The organism is Paenibacillus vini (genome assembly GCF_018403325.1).
Classification (GTDB): domain Bacteria; phylum Bacillota; class Bacilli; order Paenibacillales; family Paenibacillaceae; genus Fontibacillus; species Fontibacillus vini.
Genome location: NZ_BOSL01000006.1, coordinates 107,673 through 122,779 on the forward strand (window position 1 = coordinate 107,673; position 15,107 = coordinate 122,779).

Genomic DNA, 15,107 nt, shown 5'->3' on the forward strand with positions numbered 1-15,107 from the left:
ACGAATAATGCCTAAAGAAGCAATCGTGAAAGGTCCATCGGATGAACGCTGGTTCGATGTTCTCGTATATTTCATCGCAGCGGTGATTATTATCATCGTGCTCTATCCTTTGGTATTTGTAGTCAGCGCTTCGTTCAGCGACCCGGCGAGGGTGTTGAACGGGGAGGTGTGGCTGCTTCCGAAGGGAATCACACTGGATGCCTACAATAACATTTTGCACAACGACAAGATCTGGATTGGTTACCGGAATTCGATCTTTTACACCGTCGTCGGTACGCTGATCAATATTACTATGACACTGTTGGCGGCTTACCCTTTATCAAGACCGGATTTACCGGGGCGTAAGGGACTCATGCTAATTATTACACTAACTATGTTCTTCAGCGGTGGCTTGATTCCGAGTTACCTGCTCGTCAAAAACCTGGGTATGGTCGATACAATGTGGGCACTCATTATTCCCGGGGCCATCTCCACGTACAATCTGATCGTTATGAGAACGTATTTCCAATCCAGCATCCCTTGGGAGCTGCAGGAGGCGGCCCATATCGACGGCTGCTCCAACTGGCGGCTACTGATCAGCATTATTCTGCCGCTGTCGAAGCCGATTTTGGCGGTCATGGTTCTGTTCTATGCGGTCGGCCACTGGAACTCCTTCTTTAATGCGCTGATTTATATCCGCACGGAAGATCTGTATCCACTTCAATTGGTGCTGCGGGAAATCTTGATGATCAGCCAGTCTGCGGGCGTGGACGGCGGCAACGTCGGAATGGAGGAGAAGATTCTTCTTTCCGAGAGCATTAAATATGCGGTTATTATCGTATCCAGTCTGCCGGTACTGATTATGTATCCTTTCGTGCAGCGTCATTTTGTTAAGGGCGTCATGATCGGATCGATTAAAGGATAATGGCAAATGGCAATGGAGGGTGAAAATTGAACAATAAAGCGACGATTACAATCGATTGCAGCCGGGTAAGCGAACATACGATCAATCCATACTTATTCGGTCATTTCGTGGAGGATATACGCGATCATATGGAGGCCATGCTGGCCTTTCCGTTGAAAGACATGGATTTTGAGAGCGAGGCGGATAGCAAGACGGAGGTGTCGGGAAGCTGGTATGCCTTTACGAACGGACGGAATACCAAGTACGCGCTGGAGGCATCCGCACCGAAGCATTCGGGACGCGCCCAGCGGGTCCACATTCTGAGCGATGATGAGGCCTATGCAGGGATAGCTCAGAAGACTGCATTCAAAGGGCCGATGAAATATACGGTCAAGCTGGTGGCCAGAGCCTCGATCGAGCTTAACTATGTGATCGTTGAGGCTGTGGATCGGCTCAGCCAGGAGCGGCTGGGGTTGGAGCGCATCGAGCTGAATAGCCACAATTGGCAAGAGTATGAAGCGGTGCTGGCGGTCAGCCGGGACTGCGCTGATGCGGAGTTCCGGGTATACGTGCCGGCTGAACATCCGAGATGGCGAGACAGTGTATCTACCGGCATGCTGTGGATCGATCACGTGTCCCTCCTCCCCGAGGATCATATCGGACTCGTGAAGCGGGAAGTCGTTGAAATGTCGAGAGATTTGAATGCCGGCATGATGAGGTTAGCCGGTAACTATATTAGCGCCTACCACTTCGAGCATGGCATCGGACCTGTGCTTGAGCGCCCTGTCATGTTCAATGAGGCATGGGGAGGATGGACCAGTAAATACTTCGGGACGGATGAGTTCATCCATTTCTGCCGGGAGTTGAACGTAGAACCGCTGATTTGCGTGAATGACGGCTCGGGCACTCCGGAGGAAGCTGCGCAGTGGATTGAATATTGCAACGGCGGCATCGACACGCCGATGGGGGCGAAGCGTGCCGCGAACGGACATCCTGAACCGTACGACGTCAAGTATTGGGAAATCGGCAACGAGGTATGGGGAGCCTGGCAGGTAGGGACCTGTACGGGCGAGCAGTTCGCACGGCGAACCTTATCCTTCATCGAAGCGATGAAAGCGGCGGATCCTTCGATTGTGATTCTTGCCTGCGGACATACCGATCAGGCCTGGAACAAGGCGGTGCTGGACATCGCGGGGGAAAGAATCGACTATCTGACCCTGCATTTGTATCACGGCTACAATCGTTTTGCGATGGACCGGAGTACGCCTGCGGAGGAGCGCTATAAAGCAATCACGGCCTTCCCGGAATGGACGCGGCTCAACATTGAAGAGACACGGGAACAAATCCTCGCCAACCCGAAGCACTGCCATGTGAAGCTGGCGATTACTGAATACAATACGATGTACTATCCGAATAATGTCCGAAAAGGATTGCCGGATGAGCATACGCTGGGCGCGGCGGTCGCTAACGCCGCCAATCTTAACGAAATGCTGCGTTCAAGCGATTTAGTACACATCGGCAGCTTTTCCGATCTGGTGAACGGATGGCTCGGGGGCTGCATCCGGGTAGGCGATTATTATGCCGATCAATACTGCGGGAAAGCTCCCGGCTGGAGCGGGCATCCGCTCAAGGTATACGGAACGCCTACTTACGAAGTTATGAAGCTGTACGCGGGACGTGATATTTCCAGCATGCTTCCGGCAAAGGTAGAGGGCGGCACCTTCGCTGTTCAATCCAACAAACCGGCACCGATTGATTTGGACGCCTTGCCGGATCTGGATGTCGCTGCATGCACAAATAAAGACAGAAGCACGATCACTTTGTTTATCGTCAACCGGAGTCTGCAAGAGGTAAGGGCTGCTTTGGATCTTGGAGAGCTTCAAGCCGCTAAAGACACTGTGCTTTATGAAATCACTGGAGAATCCGAGTGGGATATTAATTCCGTCTTTGCCCCGGATTACATCTCCTGCAAGTCCAACTCCATTCCGTTCGAAGTCTGGAAGGCGGGTTATCCATTGCGTCCGGCATCGGTCTATGCACTGGAGATTAGAACTAAATAACTTTCTGGAGGAGCAAGATGACAACCAAGGGCTATATCAAAGATTATCCAAGACCCCAATTCGTGCGCGACAAATGGATGAACCTGAACGGCGAATGGGACTTCCGCTTCGACGACGATAACGTCGGGGAAATCGAAAAATGGCAGGAACAGCTGGCAGGAAGTCATAAGATTACTGTTCCATTTACGTATGAAACCCAGGCCAGCGGTATCGGTACCCCGGAATTTCATTCGCGGGTATGGTACAGCAAGAACGTGTCGATTCCGAAGGAAGCGGAAGGAAAACGGGTAATCCTGCATTTTCAGGCCGTGGATTATATCGCCAAGGTATGGGTAAACGGTGTGCTTGCCGGCAGCCATCAAGGGGCCTATGCATCATTTTCCTTCGATATTACGCCTTACCTGATATTTGGCGAGGATAACATTATCACGTTAAAAGCGGAGGACAGCGACGACTGCACCCAGCCACGGGGCAAGCAGCGGTGGACGAAGGACAATTTCGAATGCTTCTATGTACAGACCACCGGCATTTGGCAGACGGTATGGCTGGAATATGTGGATGAGCAGCGGCTTGATAGGGTGAAAATTACACCTGATCTCGATCATGCCAGAGTAGCCTTCGATTACCGGGTACACGGCCTGGAAACGGCAAAGGGAACCTTAAGACTGGAAGCCATCGTGACGATGAAGGACCGCCATGTAAAGACGGTAAGCCTGGTGATCGACCGGCCTCGCCAGAGCGTGGAAGTGGACCTGGTGCATGAAGTGAACGGTCCTTGGAAAAGAATCTTTTGGTCGCCGCAACAGCCGAATCTCTATGATGTAGAATTTGTGTTGTATCACGATGATATCGTAGTGGATCGCGTACTATCCTATTTCGGAATGAGAAAGGTATCCATCGAAAAGGGCAAGGTACTTCTCAACAATGTACCGATCTATCAAAGACTGATGCTGGACCAGGGTTACTGGACAGAGAGCCATTTGACGCCGCCGAGCGAGGAAGCGCTTATAGCCGACATCGACTATATGCTGGAAATGGGATATAACGGCGTACGCAAGCACATGAAGGTTGAAGATGCCCGCTTCCTGTACTGGTGCGACGTTAAGGGCCTCCTGGTATGGTCGGAAATGGCCGCAACGTTCGAATTTCATGATGATGCGGTGGAGAACTTCACCAAAGAATGGTTGGAAATACTTCATCAGCAATATAACCATCCGAGCATTATCACCTGGGTGCCGTTCAATGAGTCCTGGGGAATTCCGTACATTCTGCATGATCAAAGACAGCAGAAATTTACGGAGAGCATTTACCATCTCACCAAGTCGTATGACCCTTACCGTCCGGTCATTACGAATGACGGTTGGGAGCACACGGTCTCCGATATTATAACTTTGCACGACTATGTGGAGACCGGGGAGAAATTCCTGAAGCGGTATGCAGGTAACAAGGATGCAATCGTCAACAAGGAGATCACCTGCAATCAATGGAAGTACGCGCTCGCCGACGGCTACGAGTATAAAGGCCAGCCGATCATGATCACCGAATTCGGCGGGATCGCTTTCCAGTCGGATAAAGGCTGGGGCTACGGGCATCAGGTACAGACGGATGAAGAGTTCCTTGAGCGCTTTGACGGCTTAGTACAGGCGATCAAGAGTGTGGATTATATTTGCGGATTCTGCTACACCCAGCTTACCGATGTTCAGCAGGAAATCAACGGCCTTCTGACGGAGGACCGCAAGCCGAAATTCCCGCTCGCCAAGATCAAGGAGATTAACTTGAAATAACTCGCAATTGAAGAGAAAGAGCCGAAACTGATAATTTCAGTTTGGGCTCTTTTTTTGTGCAAGACGAATGATGTAAAGAGAGACGCAGTCAGAATTTGATTGCTGATGAAATGGGAAAGCGGATACAATTCCTGCATTGGATAAAATTAGTCAAATCCTTGTTGCAGCGCGGATTTTTTTGTTTGACAGATCTAAGTAATTCACCCATAATACAATTCATACTAAATTTATCCGCTTTATTGGAATAGGGGGAGTAAGCATGTTGAAGTTAAAAGGGTCTTTTAAAAAATCGGCTTGGATTGGCGCATTATCAGTTCTTATTTTGGTTCTGGTTGCCGGCTGCTCCGGTTCCAACAATAAACCCGCTGAAAATAACGGCGCTCAAAGTCAAAGCACTAATCAGAACGCGGAAGCGGGCAAGCCTGCAGTAGGAGGTACCTTCGTTTACGGGCGGCCTGCTGCGGTAACATCGCTCGACCTACATAACCAGATCACGGCAAACAACGCTTTTGCCATTGATAAAGTATTCGAATCACTGGTCTCTTTCAACAGCGAAGGGGAAATCGTAGATTGGCTGGCCGAGTCTCACAACATCAGCGAGGATGGCTTGAAATATACGTTCGTGCTGCGCGAAGGCTTGAAATTTTCAAACGGTAACGAAGTTACGGCGGAGGATGCCGTATTCTCTCTGGAGCGGCATTTGAAGGTAGGGGGACCATTAGCGATTGCGGCAAAAGTGGATTCCGTCAAAGCTACGGATAACCGCACGCTTGAAATTGTTCTCCAGGAGCCGTATACGCCTTTCATTTCCGAGCTGTCCAACTTCTCTAACGGGATTATCCCGAAAGATTTCGGGGGGGTTTCCGAAGAAGAATTTTTCAAAAATCCAGTGGGTACAGGGCCGTTCGTGGTTGAAAAGTGGGACCCGGCAGGCGATCTGACATTTGTTAAGAATTCGAATTATTGGCAGGAAGGGAAGCCGTACATCGACAAGCTTGTTTACAAGCTGATCGAAGATGACAGTCAGGCGATTAACCAGCTCAAGGCGGGAGAAGTGAACGGAATTGAATCCTTGGCGCTGCAAAACGCGAATGAGATCAAGCAAGGTCCCGATACAGCTGTCGTTACTAACGGAAGCTGGGTGACGGAGCAACTGTTCTTCAATACCCTGGATAAGCATTTTTCCGACGTGCATGTTCGCCGCGCTTTAGCGCTGGCTATCGACCGTGAAGGTTTGACCAATGCGCTGACCTTCGGTTATGCAAAGCCTGCAATTTCCTTGCTGCCGACAGCAATCCCGTACAACTCACACGATCAGGTCAAAGCGCTTGATTTTAATATCGATGCCGCCAAGGAGGAGCTTGCCAAATCCGCCTTCCCTGACGGTTTCAGCACCAAATTGCTGGTCGCTTCCGGCAACAGCACAAGAGCTCAAGAGGCGCAAATTATTCAGGCAGCGGGCAAGGAGATCGGGATTAATATCGAAATTGAATCGATTGAACTCGCTACGTTCCGCGAAAGATTCTTTGCTTACGATTTCTCGGCCATGCTGAACAGCGGCCAAGCCGATGCTCCGGAAGCGAATTCGATCATCGCTTTCCAAACCGATCCGGAAGGCTTCAGCAAATCGTACTGGACGCATTATACCAATGACGAAGTGACCAAGCTGCTGCGCGAAGGACAGAAGTCGCAGGACGGACCGGAACGGGCCGAAATTTATTCCAAGCTGCTTCAAACCTTGGCGGACGAAGTGCCTTACATTCCGCTTTTCTATCCGGATATTTTGAAAGGCGTGTCTTCTTCCGTGGATGGCATCGTTGTTTTGCCGAACGGCAGTATCCGCTTCGAAGAAGTTCAATTTAAAAAATGATGAAACTAAGCAAAACGTTTAGTGCATCGGCCGGAATCAAATCCAGGGGATCCTCCCTTTGGCTGGTGATAGTTCTGGTAAGAGCGCTGGTCGTCATTCTCTGCGTGACTACAGCTGTGTTTTTCTTGATCCGAATTGTCCCTGGGGACCCCGCGAAAATGATCCTGGGCGAATACAGTACACCCGAGGCGCTCGAGAGCATGCATCATGCTCTCGGGCTCGACCTCTCTTTAGGGGAGCAGTTCCTCCGATTTCTCAAGATTCTGTTTACGCAAGGGGATACGGGGAATTCCATCATCTCGGGAACCTCCACAAGGGAGCTGATTGCGGACCGGGCGCCAGTTACCTTGCTGCTTATCGGATTGGCCAGTGTTTTTGCGATCATCATCGCCCTTTTGCTGGCTACGCTTGCGGCTACGAATAAAGATAAGCTGCCGGACCATTTGATCCGTATTTTTCCAACAATTACTTTAGGTATGCCCGTTTTTTGGGTTGGTTTGCTTCTAATTTTACTGTTTAGCGTCAGGTTGGGTTGGTTTCCCGTCGGAGGGGTCAAAGAAGGCTGGGTCGGTACCGTGCATAGCCTCGCGCTTCCGGCGATCACCGTAGCTTTTTCGCAAATTCCCACCCTGGTTCGTTCGTTACGAGCTCAAATGCTGGATGTATTGGAATCCGATTTCGTGGTCACGTTGAAGGCGGCCCGTATTCCAAGAGCGATCATTCTGTTCAAGCATGTGATGCGGAATGCGGCGCTTCCTACGCTGATGCTGTTCGGGGTAAATCTGTCGTACCTGATCGGAGGTACCTTAGTCGTTGAACAAGTATTCGGCATCAAGGGAATCGGCAGCTTGCTGTTCTCCTCCATTGCCAAGCGGGATTTCCCGGTCATCCAAGGAATAGCGCTTTATTGTGCGATCTCTGTCGTGATCATCAGCCTCCTCGTTGAAATCATTTCCTGGTGGCTTGATCCCAGAACGAAAGGAAAATCATGAAACAGATGAGAATAGACCCCAGGTTGAATAGATACGGGAATAGGACAAGTATTTTCGGCAGAATTTGGAGCACTCCGACCCTGCTGGTGGGAACCTTTATGTTTGCGGTGCTTGTCCTCCTGGCCGTATTCATTCCGTTTATAAGTCCTTATCAGCCTTCCGAGCAAAACCTGAGCGCTTTTTTGCAGCCCCCGTCCGCCAAACATTGGATGGGGACGGACCAATTGGGACGCGATCTGTTTACGAGACTGATTTATGCGGCCCGGACGGATTTGAAAATCATGGTTCTGGCCGAGATCATTCCGTTTTGTACCGGCCTATTTCTGGGCATGGTTGCCGGGTATTACGGGAAATGGCTTGATACCGTCATTACGCTGCTCACGGATACGTTTATCGCGTTTCCGTTTTATTTGATCGTTATCATCGTTGCTTTTGCCAGCGGGGCAGGGGAACGCGGCATTTATATCACTTTTATACTCGTAGGCTGGATCGTGTTTGCCCGGGTAACTCGCGGGCTTACCGCCTCGTTTCGCCAGCAGGAATGGGTAGCGTCCGCTCAAACGCTGGGGCTGCCCGGCATAAGAATTATTTTGCGCCATATTCTGCCGAATGTATTGCCGCAAGCGATCGTGGTCCTCATGACCGATATGGTCGGGCTGCTGGTAGCGATTGTGACGCTAGGGTATCTTGGCATCGGGATTACGCCGCCAACGCCGGATTGGGGAACGATGATTTCCGACGGGCAGTCTTTTATCACCACGGCCTGGTGGCTCTCTGCAGTTCCGGGTTTCGCGGTGGTGTATACGGGAATTGCGTTGTCCCTTGTAGGTGACGGTTTGGCGGATCTATGGAGGAAAAAATAATGTCTTACAATATCATTCTGGAAGTAGAGGATCTGTCGCTGGAGACAAAGCAGCATCATAGATTGGTGAACCGGGTCAGCTTTGCGCTGGGCAAAGGCGAGACTATAGGCTTGGTGGGCGAATCGGGATCCGGGAAATCGTTGACACTGCGTGCGATTCTCGGACTTCTTCCGCGCGGTGTGGAGAAAGTGGACGGAACTATCAAAAGCGATGAGCGCACCGCCATGGTCTTTCAGGATCCCCGAGGGGCGCTCGACCCGCTTTGTCCGGTCGTGAAGCAGCTTTCTGAAGTTGTACGTTTCAGGCAACAGGTAAGCAAAAAAGCGGCTCGCGAAATTGCGCTTGAGCTGCTCGAAAGGCTCGGGCTGCCGGATTCTCTAAAGACGGCCGACCGGTATCCGAGCCAGCTTTCGGGCGGACAATGCCAGCGCGTGGTCATCGCGATTGCACTGGCATGTAAGCCGAGCATTCTGCTCTGCGACGAGCCTACGACGGCGCTTGACGTCACCGTTCAGAAACAAATCATAGAGACGATTTCAGCTTTGCAAAAGGAACTGGGCTTTGCCATGGTATTTGTTACGCATAACCTTGCGGTAGCTGCGGCCATGTGTTCCAAACTGTGCGTGATGAAGAACGGGGAGATTGTGGAACAGGGAGATACCCTTGACCTTCTGCAAAACCCGCAGGATCCCTATACGCAAATGTTGATCAACTCGGTGCTTCCCGTGCCGGAGCTGGAAGGGAGCGAGCGGATATGGAATTAGCTCTCCAGGTGAAAAATGTTTCAGTCCATTATGGCGGGTTTACAGCCCTGGATGATATCAGTTTGGATTTGCAGCAGCATAAAGTGCTGGGGCTTGTCGGAGAGTCGGGCTCGGGCAAATCCACGCTCGCCCGGGTGATTGCCGGGTTAATCACACCCGATGGCGGCGAGATTACTCTGAATTCGCAGCCCTTGCTCAAGAAGAGAAGCCGCGCTCAGCGCAAACAAATTCAGATGATCTTCCAGAACCCGGATGCTTCACTGAATCCAAAGCATTCGGTCCGGCAAATTCTGTCCGAGGCGTTATTGTTTCACCGAATCGTGGACCGCGCCCAGGTCGAAAAGAGATGCAAAGAGCTTCTGGCCAAGGTTCATATTGAAGAAAGCGGGTTGGACCGGTTTCCCCATGAATTTTCCGGTGGCCAGCGACAACGGATTGCGATCGCTCGCGCTTTGAGCGTGGAGCCGAGCCTGCTGATTGCGGACGAACCGACAAGTGCCCTCGATGTCTCGGTGCAACGAAGCGTACTGGAGCTGTTCGGCAAGCTTAAGGAGGAATTGAATCTGACCATGCTGTTCATTTCCCATGACTTGGGAGTCATCCATGAGATTAGCGATACGGTTGCGGTAATGCGTCAGGGACGGCTGGTGGAGCTGAATCCCAAGGACCGGTTCTTCGCCAACCCTGAATCGGAATATAGTCTCGAACTATTATCTGCAGTGCCGAGAATGCCGAAACCAAGCACTCCAGGAGGTTTAACAACATGAGCCAACAATATGCGGGATATGTACCGTTGTCCTTATCCGAATATGAAATACTTAACGTTTTGTTTTCCCGGCTGTTGTCCACAAAGCATGCTCCGGTAATCATTCCCGGGGAGGCGATCCTGGGCATAGAAGCGGTGGCTGCCGGGATCTCGGCTCCGGGCCGTACGATTTTGAATGTAGTGACGGGGCCTTACGGTAGCTTGTTCGGGACATGGCTGGAACGCGGCGGAGCAACGGTCGCCGAAGTGAGAGTCCCTTTTGATGAAGTGGTGACGGTAAAAGAAATTCATGAAGCAATCGACCGGTTCCGTCCGGTCGCGATTTCTTTTGTCCATGCGGAAGTGGTTACGGGGGGATCCAATCCGGCCCGGGAGATCTTAAAGCTTGCCCGGGACTATGATCTCGTAACGGTGATGGACTCGGTTTCGGCTGTCGGGGGAGAGAGCCTGCCGGTGGATGAATGGACAGCCGATTTCGTAGCGATCGGTGCGCAAAAGGCGTTGGCCGGTCCCAATGGCGTTAGCGCCGTAAGCGTCTCCCCGCGAGGCTGGGAGTTTCTTGAATCCAACAAGAACGCGCCGCGCAACTCCATCCTGTCTTTACTGGATTTGAAGCCGGTCAAAGACGGTGCGGCACCGCTTCGAGTTCCTCCCAACATCCCTGCCCTGGAGGCCAGAGCTTTGACTGCTGCTTTGTTGCTTGTCGAAGAGGAGGGGCTGGAACAGGTGATCAAGCGTCATGAGCTTGCCGCGGCATCAACCCTGGAAGGTATTAAGGCATTGGGAATCGAGCCTTGGCAAAAGAATAGCAGACATTATTCAACGCTTACTACGACGGTAAGAATCTCCGGGGATAAAAGCTTGCTGATCGACCGTCCTATCGGGATCGTAGCTCCTGGAGACGGCGAATTATTCGGGCAACTGCTGCGAATTAACCACTTCGGGGCGAACGCTTGCCGCCGGAGCGTTGAAGAGGCTATCAAGACACTTGCGCAGTTGTTAAACCGGGAGCCGGATCAGGCGATTGAAGCGATTTTGCAGGTTTGGGGGGAGAAGCATGAACAATAATAGTTCCCAAGCTCAATCATTTAATCGAGTTTATATTGCGGGTATTCAGGGAAGACGCTTCGATATTTCTATCCGGGACGGACGGTTCCATTCGATTGCCGAATCGGGTCCGGTTCCTGACGAGGGAGCCGTTCCAGCCCAAGACTTGTGGATTAGCCCGGGAATCATCGATCTCCATACCCATTTGGCATGGACCGATTTCGATCATGCCGATCAATTGAAACGCGGCGGTCAGGAAATCGAAGAGATGCAGGCTCGAGCCTTTGAAGCTACCCTTCGCACCGGCGTGACCACGGCGAGGGATGCGGGCGGGCTGTTGCCCGGCACGGCTCAACACCTGGTTGAGACTTATCAGGTGCCGTTGCGGGTTCAAACCAGCAGTGAGATGCTTGGAGCCGCGGACGCCAAGGGTACTCACCATTTGGAGCGGCGTCTGAAGCAGATTTACGATAGCGGTGCGGGCTGGGTCAAGATTATGGCCACCGGCGGCCTTGGGGCACCGACGGAAAAGGTGCTGGATCCGGTGTTTTCGGAGGAAGAGTTCTCCTTCATTGTGTGCCATGCTCATAAACATGGCAAAAGGGTGCTGGTTCATACCTGGGGCGGTGTGACCGTGGACTGGTCCGTCGATGCCGGCGTGGAGTCGATTGAACACGGCATGTTCCTGACGGAGGACCAAGCCGGAAGACTGGCCGAATCCGGTGTAGCCTTTGTGCCGACGACGTCGATATACAGGATTGCCGCCGATCCCAAGGGTGTATTGGCTTTGAATCCGGTCATTTGTGACCGGGCCGCCCGCGCCGCCGAAGCTCATCCTAATGCGATTGCCTATGCCAGGAGAGCCGGTGTGCAAATCGGGTTCGGAACGGATTATGCGACGCCAGCGCTTCATGGCTATAATTTGCAGGAGCTCGACACCCTGATGGATTACGGATTAACCCGCGCGGAAGCCTGGCAGTCAGCCACCGGAAATGCGGCCGAAATTTTGGGTTGGGGTGGCCGATTGGGACGCATTGCTGAAGGATATATAGCGGATGCCGTAATTTTCGATGCGGATCCGTTTTTGGCGGATAATGCAAATAGCCTTCGTAAACATATCGTTACCGTCCTTACCGGATCAAAGGAGTAGTATATAAGATGAATAAAGAATGAGATGCAGGCAAGGGAGTAAAATGATTCCGAAGAAAACGACATGGTCGCATTTGGTTCCGGATTTCAACCGATTCAGATTCTATAAGATCATGAAATCTGGAACCAACAGCGATCGCAGGAACATTTTACGTACTTGCCACACATCCATTTCAATAGTTCATCTTATATCGCAAGATTTACAGATGGAATTGGGGAAAATAGGTTAAGCATGAGAGCCGGACTGTTAAATCAGCCCTGGCTCTTTTTGCATTGAGCATGGGAGTGACTCTGCACAGCTTCAAGCTATTGACTTGGAGTGCACTCTAAGTTGTACATTAGTTGCATTAGAAGGATTTGGAAAGGAGATCCATAGATGACGGATAAGGATTTGACGATTCAACAGGTCGCAGGCCTGACGGGATTGAGTGTGCATACGCTTCGCTATTATGAAAAAATCGGACTGATGGATCCGATCCGACGGGCGAAAAACGGACATCGAGCCTATCATATGGACGATATGGAATGGATCCGGTTGATCGTTCGTTTACGCTCCACCGGAATGCCGATCGTAGAAATGCAGCGCTTTGCGGATATGATGCGGATGGGGGATGCGGGTATTAGCCGGCGGAGAGCGCTCCTTGAGGAGCACGAACAAAAGCTGATGTTACAGGCGAAGGAACTGGAGGATACGCTGGTGGTTTTGCGTGACAAGATCGCTTATTACCGGGCTTGGGAAAGCGGAGAACATTCGGGTTAGAGTCGGTGTTTTCTGGACTATCTGACGGACCGGATTCAAATTTAATGTTAAGGGGATGTTTTCAGTGCAGCAGATGAAATTAGGTGCCACAAGTCTAAGAGTCAGTGCATTGGCTTTAGGATGTTTAAATTTCGGATCCCGGACTAGTCAGCGCGACTCTTATCGTCTGTTGGATCAATATGTGGATGCGGGAGGGTCTTTCCTGGACACGGCGAACAATTACGCTTTTTGGAATGAAGGATGTATAGGCGGGGAAAGCGAGTTGTTATTGAGCCGATGGATGAAAGAACGCGGCAACCGTGATCAAATGTTTATAGCGACGAAGACGGGAGCCAAGCCTGCGTATCCCGGAGCGGTGTTCGAGAATATGGAAGGTTTGGGCCGGAAGGCGATTGAAGCCGCCATCGATGAAAGCCTGCGGCGGCTTGGCACGGATTATGTGGATTTGTATTACGCTCACATTGACGATACATCCACCCCGCTCGAAGAGACGCTTGAGGCTTTGGACGAACTTGTTCGGAAGGGAAAGGTAAGGGCGATCGGCTGCAGTAACTACTCTCTCTCACGGTTGAAAGAGGCTCAAAGAATCAGCGAAGCGGGGAATTTGACCCCATACTCCTGTGTTCAGCAGCGCTATACCTATCTGCAGCCTCGACGCGATGCCGATTTCGGCATTCAAGTCAGCGCCGACGAGGAACTGCTGACTTATTGCCGGAACCGGGGCGATCTTTCCCTCTTGGCGTATTCCCCATTGCTAAACGGCGCGTATACGAGGAAAGATGTGTCCATCCCGGAATCGTATGGAGGATCGGAATCGTTATCCAGATTACAGATGTTAAAAGAGGTCGCCGCCGAAACCGGAGGGACGATGAATCAAATCGTTCTGGCCTGGATGTTGCATAGCGATCCGGCAGTAATTCCGGTCATTGCGGCCAGCACTCCGGAGCAGCTCGGAGAGAATTTGGGCTCACTGGATATCAAGTTGAGCAGGGAACAGTTAGAACGATTAAATCAAGCCTAAACAGAGATATTTTTTACGTTGTCATTTTCCCGTTTCCTCATTATAGTTAGTTTATTGCGCTTACATAGATTCGGCACCTTAGATGAGGGCCATGGGGAGAGAGAACATGATTTACGGGTTTTTGTTGTTATTGGTAGCTTGTTTTTTTCAAGGAAGCTTCGGGCTCGGGATGAAGAAATATCAGCCTTTTTCCTGGGAAGCGTTTTGGGTGGTCTTCTCGGTCATCGGTATTTTGCTGATTCCGATCGGTTGGACATGGCTGGAAGTGCCGGAATTTATGACATATGTGCGGGAGACTCCGCCGCAAGTTCTGTGGTTGGCTTCATTTTGCGGTCTGCTGTGGGGGATCAGCTCGATCCTGTTTGGCAAAGCGGTGGACTCGATCGGGGTATCTCTCACCTATGGCGTGAATATGGGGATATCCGCTTCGGCGGGCTCGTTAATTCCTTTGCTTATCTTCGGAAATATTCCGGTAGCCCGTTCCTTTATTCTGCTGCTGGCCGGAATGATGATCATGCTGGTCGGGGTGGTTGTCATTACGAAGGCGGGGCTTGATAAAGAAAAAAGCCTCAAGAAGCAATTGCAGCAGGGACAAAAGAGTGGAGCCAAAGCAAGTGATAAGCCGTTGTCCAAGGGACTGATTATGGCTTCCATTGCCGGGTTGGGTTCGGCAGCGATGAACATCGGGTTTTCTTACGCCAACCAGACACTGGACATTGCGGCCGGGCACGGCGTATCCGAGATGAGCGCCAGCCTGATTCCCTGGGTAATTACGTTGTCCGGCGGTTTCGTAGCCAATTTCGTATATGCGTTTATTATGCTGATCAAAAACCGGACCTACCGCGATTATATTGCACCGGGGTCGGGCAAGGCTTATGCCAAAGCGATCGTTACCTCTTTTGTGTGGTTTTTTGCCCTTGGATTTTATGCAAAAGCTACGGTGATGCTTGGGCCGATCGGCTCCAGCGTCGGTTGGCTGGCCTTTAACGGTCTGGCTTTGATCGTTAGCAATGCATGGGGGCTCAAAGACGGGGAGTGGAAGGGATTTGCCAAGCCGAAAAAACTGTTGTTGGCGGGTAACGTGATCCTGATCGCTTCCTGGATCGTGGTGGGCATCGCCAATGGATTGGCATAACTCGAGCTTCGGA

13 protein-coding genes are annotated in these 15,107 nt (G+C 51.4%); all 13 read left to right on the forward strand.

What is annotated here, in order from left to right; all coding sequences use genetic code 11:
- Positions 1-7: 7 nt before the first annotated feature.
- The 13 genes from KJS57_RS11065 (at position 8) to KJS57_RS11125 (ending at position 15,094) form a co-directional block, all read left to right on the forward strand.
- Complete coding sequence (locus tag KJS57_RS11065; protein ID WP_211021121.1) at positions 8-904, forward strand: carbohydrate ABC transporter permease; 897 nt, start codon at positions 8-10, stop codon at positions 902-904.
- A 26-nt stretch (positions 905-930) separates the two neighbouring features.
- Positions 931-2,943 carry an alpha-L-arabinofuranosidase family protein gene (locus KJS57_RS11070; protein ID WP_211021122.1) on the forward strand — a complete coding sequence of 671 codons (2,013 nt, stop codon included), beginning with the start codon at positions 931-933 and terminating at the stop codon, positions 2,941-2,943.
- A 17-nt stretch (positions 2,944-2,960) separates the two neighbouring features.
- The gene (locus tag KJS57_RS11075) at positions 2,961-4,727 is read left to right on the forward strand and encodes a glycoside hydrolase family 2 protein (protein ID WP_213654818.1); all 1,767 of its coding nucleotides are present in this window, start codon (positions 2,961-2,963) and stop codon (positions 4,725-4,727) included.
- A 259-nt stretch (positions 4,728-4,986) separates the two neighbouring features.
- On the forward strand, positions 4,987-6,597 hold the full coding sequence (locus tag KJS57_RS11080; RefSeq protein ID WP_213654819.1) for an ABC transporter substrate-binding protein: 1,611 nt from the start codon (positions 4,987-4,989) through the stop codon (positions 6,595-6,597).
- Entirely contained in the window at positions 6,594-7,589 is a 996-nt protein-coding gene (locus tag KJS57_RS11085) for an ABC transporter permease (RefSeq protein ID WP_244861489.1), read from the forward strand. The genes KJS57_RS11080 and KJS57_RS11085 overlap by 4 nt, the downstream gene beginning before the upstream one ends.
- Positions 7,586-8,452 (forward strand): ABC transporter permease, encoded by an 867-nt coding sequence (locus tag KJS57_RS11090; RefSeq protein ID WP_244861490.1) that lies wholly within the window; start codon positions 7,586-7,588, stop codon positions 8,450-8,452. Before KJS57_RS11085 ends, KJS57_RS11090 begins: the two co-directional genes overlap by 4 nt.
- On the forward strand, positions 8,452-9,216 hold the full coding sequence (locus KJS57_RS11095) for an ABC transporter ATP-binding protein (protein WP_213654820.1): 765 nt from the start codon (positions 8,452-8,454) through the stop codon (positions 9,214-9,216). The genes KJS57_RS11090 and KJS57_RS11095 overlap by 1 nt, the downstream gene beginning before the upstream one ends.
- Positions 9,207-9,983 (forward strand): ABC transporter ATP-binding protein, encoded by a 777-nt coding sequence (locus KJS57_RS11100; RefSeq protein WP_213654821.1) that lies wholly within the window; start codon positions 9,207-9,209, stop codon positions 9,981-9,983. The genes KJS57_RS11095 and KJS57_RS11100 overlap by 10 nt, the downstream gene beginning before the upstream one ends.
- The gene (locus KJS57_RS11105; protein WP_213654822.1) at positions 9,980-11,050 is read left to right on the forward strand and encodes an aminotransferase class V-fold PLP-dependent enzyme; all 1,071 of its coding nucleotides are present in this window, start codon (positions 9,980-9,982) and stop codon (positions 11,048-11,050) included. Before KJS57_RS11100 ends, KJS57_RS11105 begins: the two co-directional genes overlap by 4 nt.
- A complete protein-coding gene (locus KJS57_RS11110) occupies positions 11,040-12,179 on the forward strand; it encodes an amidohydrolase family protein (RefSeq protein ID WP_213654823.1) in 1,140 nt (379 codons plus the stop codon). Before KJS57_RS11105 ends, KJS57_RS11110 begins: the two co-directional genes overlap by 11 nt.
- A gap of 375 nt (positions 12,180-12,554) precedes the next feature.
- A complete protein-coding gene (locus tag KJS57_RS11115; RefSeq protein WP_213654824.1) occupies positions 12,555-12,938 on the forward strand; it encodes a MerR family transcriptional regulator in 384 nt (127 codons plus the stop codon).
- Between the two features lie 73 nt (positions 12,939-13,011).
- Positions 13,012-13,959: an aldo/keto reductase gene (locus KJS57_RS11120; protein WP_244861502.1), complete on the forward strand. Its 948-nt coding sequence runs from the start codon at positions 13,012-13,014 to the stop codon at positions 13,957-13,959.
- Between the two features lie 106 nt (positions 13,960-14,065).
- On the forward strand, positions 14,066-15,094 hold the full coding sequence (locus KJS57_RS11125) for an L-rhamnose/proton symporter RhaT (RefSeq protein ID WP_213654826.1): 1,029 nt from the start codon (positions 14,066-14,068) through the stop codon (positions 15,092-15,094).
- The last annotated feature ends 13 nt before the right edge of the window (positions 15,095-15,107 follow it).

Excerpts from the sequence above, each read along its gene's own strand:
- KJS57_RS11075 (WP_213654818.1), top strand. The coding sequence starts at position 2,961 with ATGACAACCAAGGGCTATATCAAAGATTATCCAAGACCCCAATTCGTG.
- KJS57_RS11100 (WP_213654821.1), top strand. The coding sequence starts at position 9,207 with ATGGAATTAGCTCTCCAGGTGAAAAATGTTTCAGTCCATTATGGCGGG.
- KJS57_RS11090 (WP_244861490.1), top strand. The coding sequence starts at position 7,586 with ATGAAACAGATGAGAATAGACCCCAGGTTGAATAGATACGGGAATAGG.
- KJS57_RS11085 (WP_244861489.1), top strand. The coding sequence starts at position 6,594 with ATGATGAAACTAAGCAAAACGTTTAGTGCATCGGCCGGAATCAAATCC.
- KJS57_RS11065 (WP_211021121.1), top strand. The coding sequence starts at position 8 with ATGCCTAAAGAAGCAATCGTGAAAGGTCCATCGGATGAACGCTGGTTC.
- KJS57_RS11080 (WP_213654819.1), top strand. The coding sequence starts at position 4,987 with ATGTTGAAGTTAAAAGGGTCTTTTAAAAAATCGGCTTGGATTGGCGCA.
- KJS57_RS11115 (WP_213654824.1), top strand. The coding sequence starts at position 12,555 with ATGACGGATAAGGATTTGACGATTCAACAGGTCGCAGGCCTGACGGGA.
- KJS57_RS11120 (WP_244861502.1), top strand. The coding sequence starts at position 13,012 with ATGAAATTAGGTGCCACAAGTCTAAGAGTCAGTGCATTGGCTTTAGGA.
- KJS57_RS11125 (WP_213654826.1), top strand. The coding sequence starts at position 14,066 with ATGATTTACGGGTTTTTGTTGTTATTGGTAGCTTGTTTTTTTCAAGGA.
- KJS57_RS11110 (WP_213654823.1), top strand. The coding sequence starts at position 11,040 with ATGAACAATAATAGTTCCCAAGCTCAATCATTTAATCGAGTTTATATT.
- KJS57_RS11105 (WP_213654822.1), top strand. The coding sequence starts at position 9,980 with ATGAGCCAACAATATGCGGGATATGTACCGTTGTCCTTATCCGAATAT.
- KJS57_RS11095 (WP_213654820.1), top strand. The coding sequence starts at position 8,452 with ATGTCTTACAATATCATTCTGGAAGTAGAGGATCTGTCGCTGGAGACA.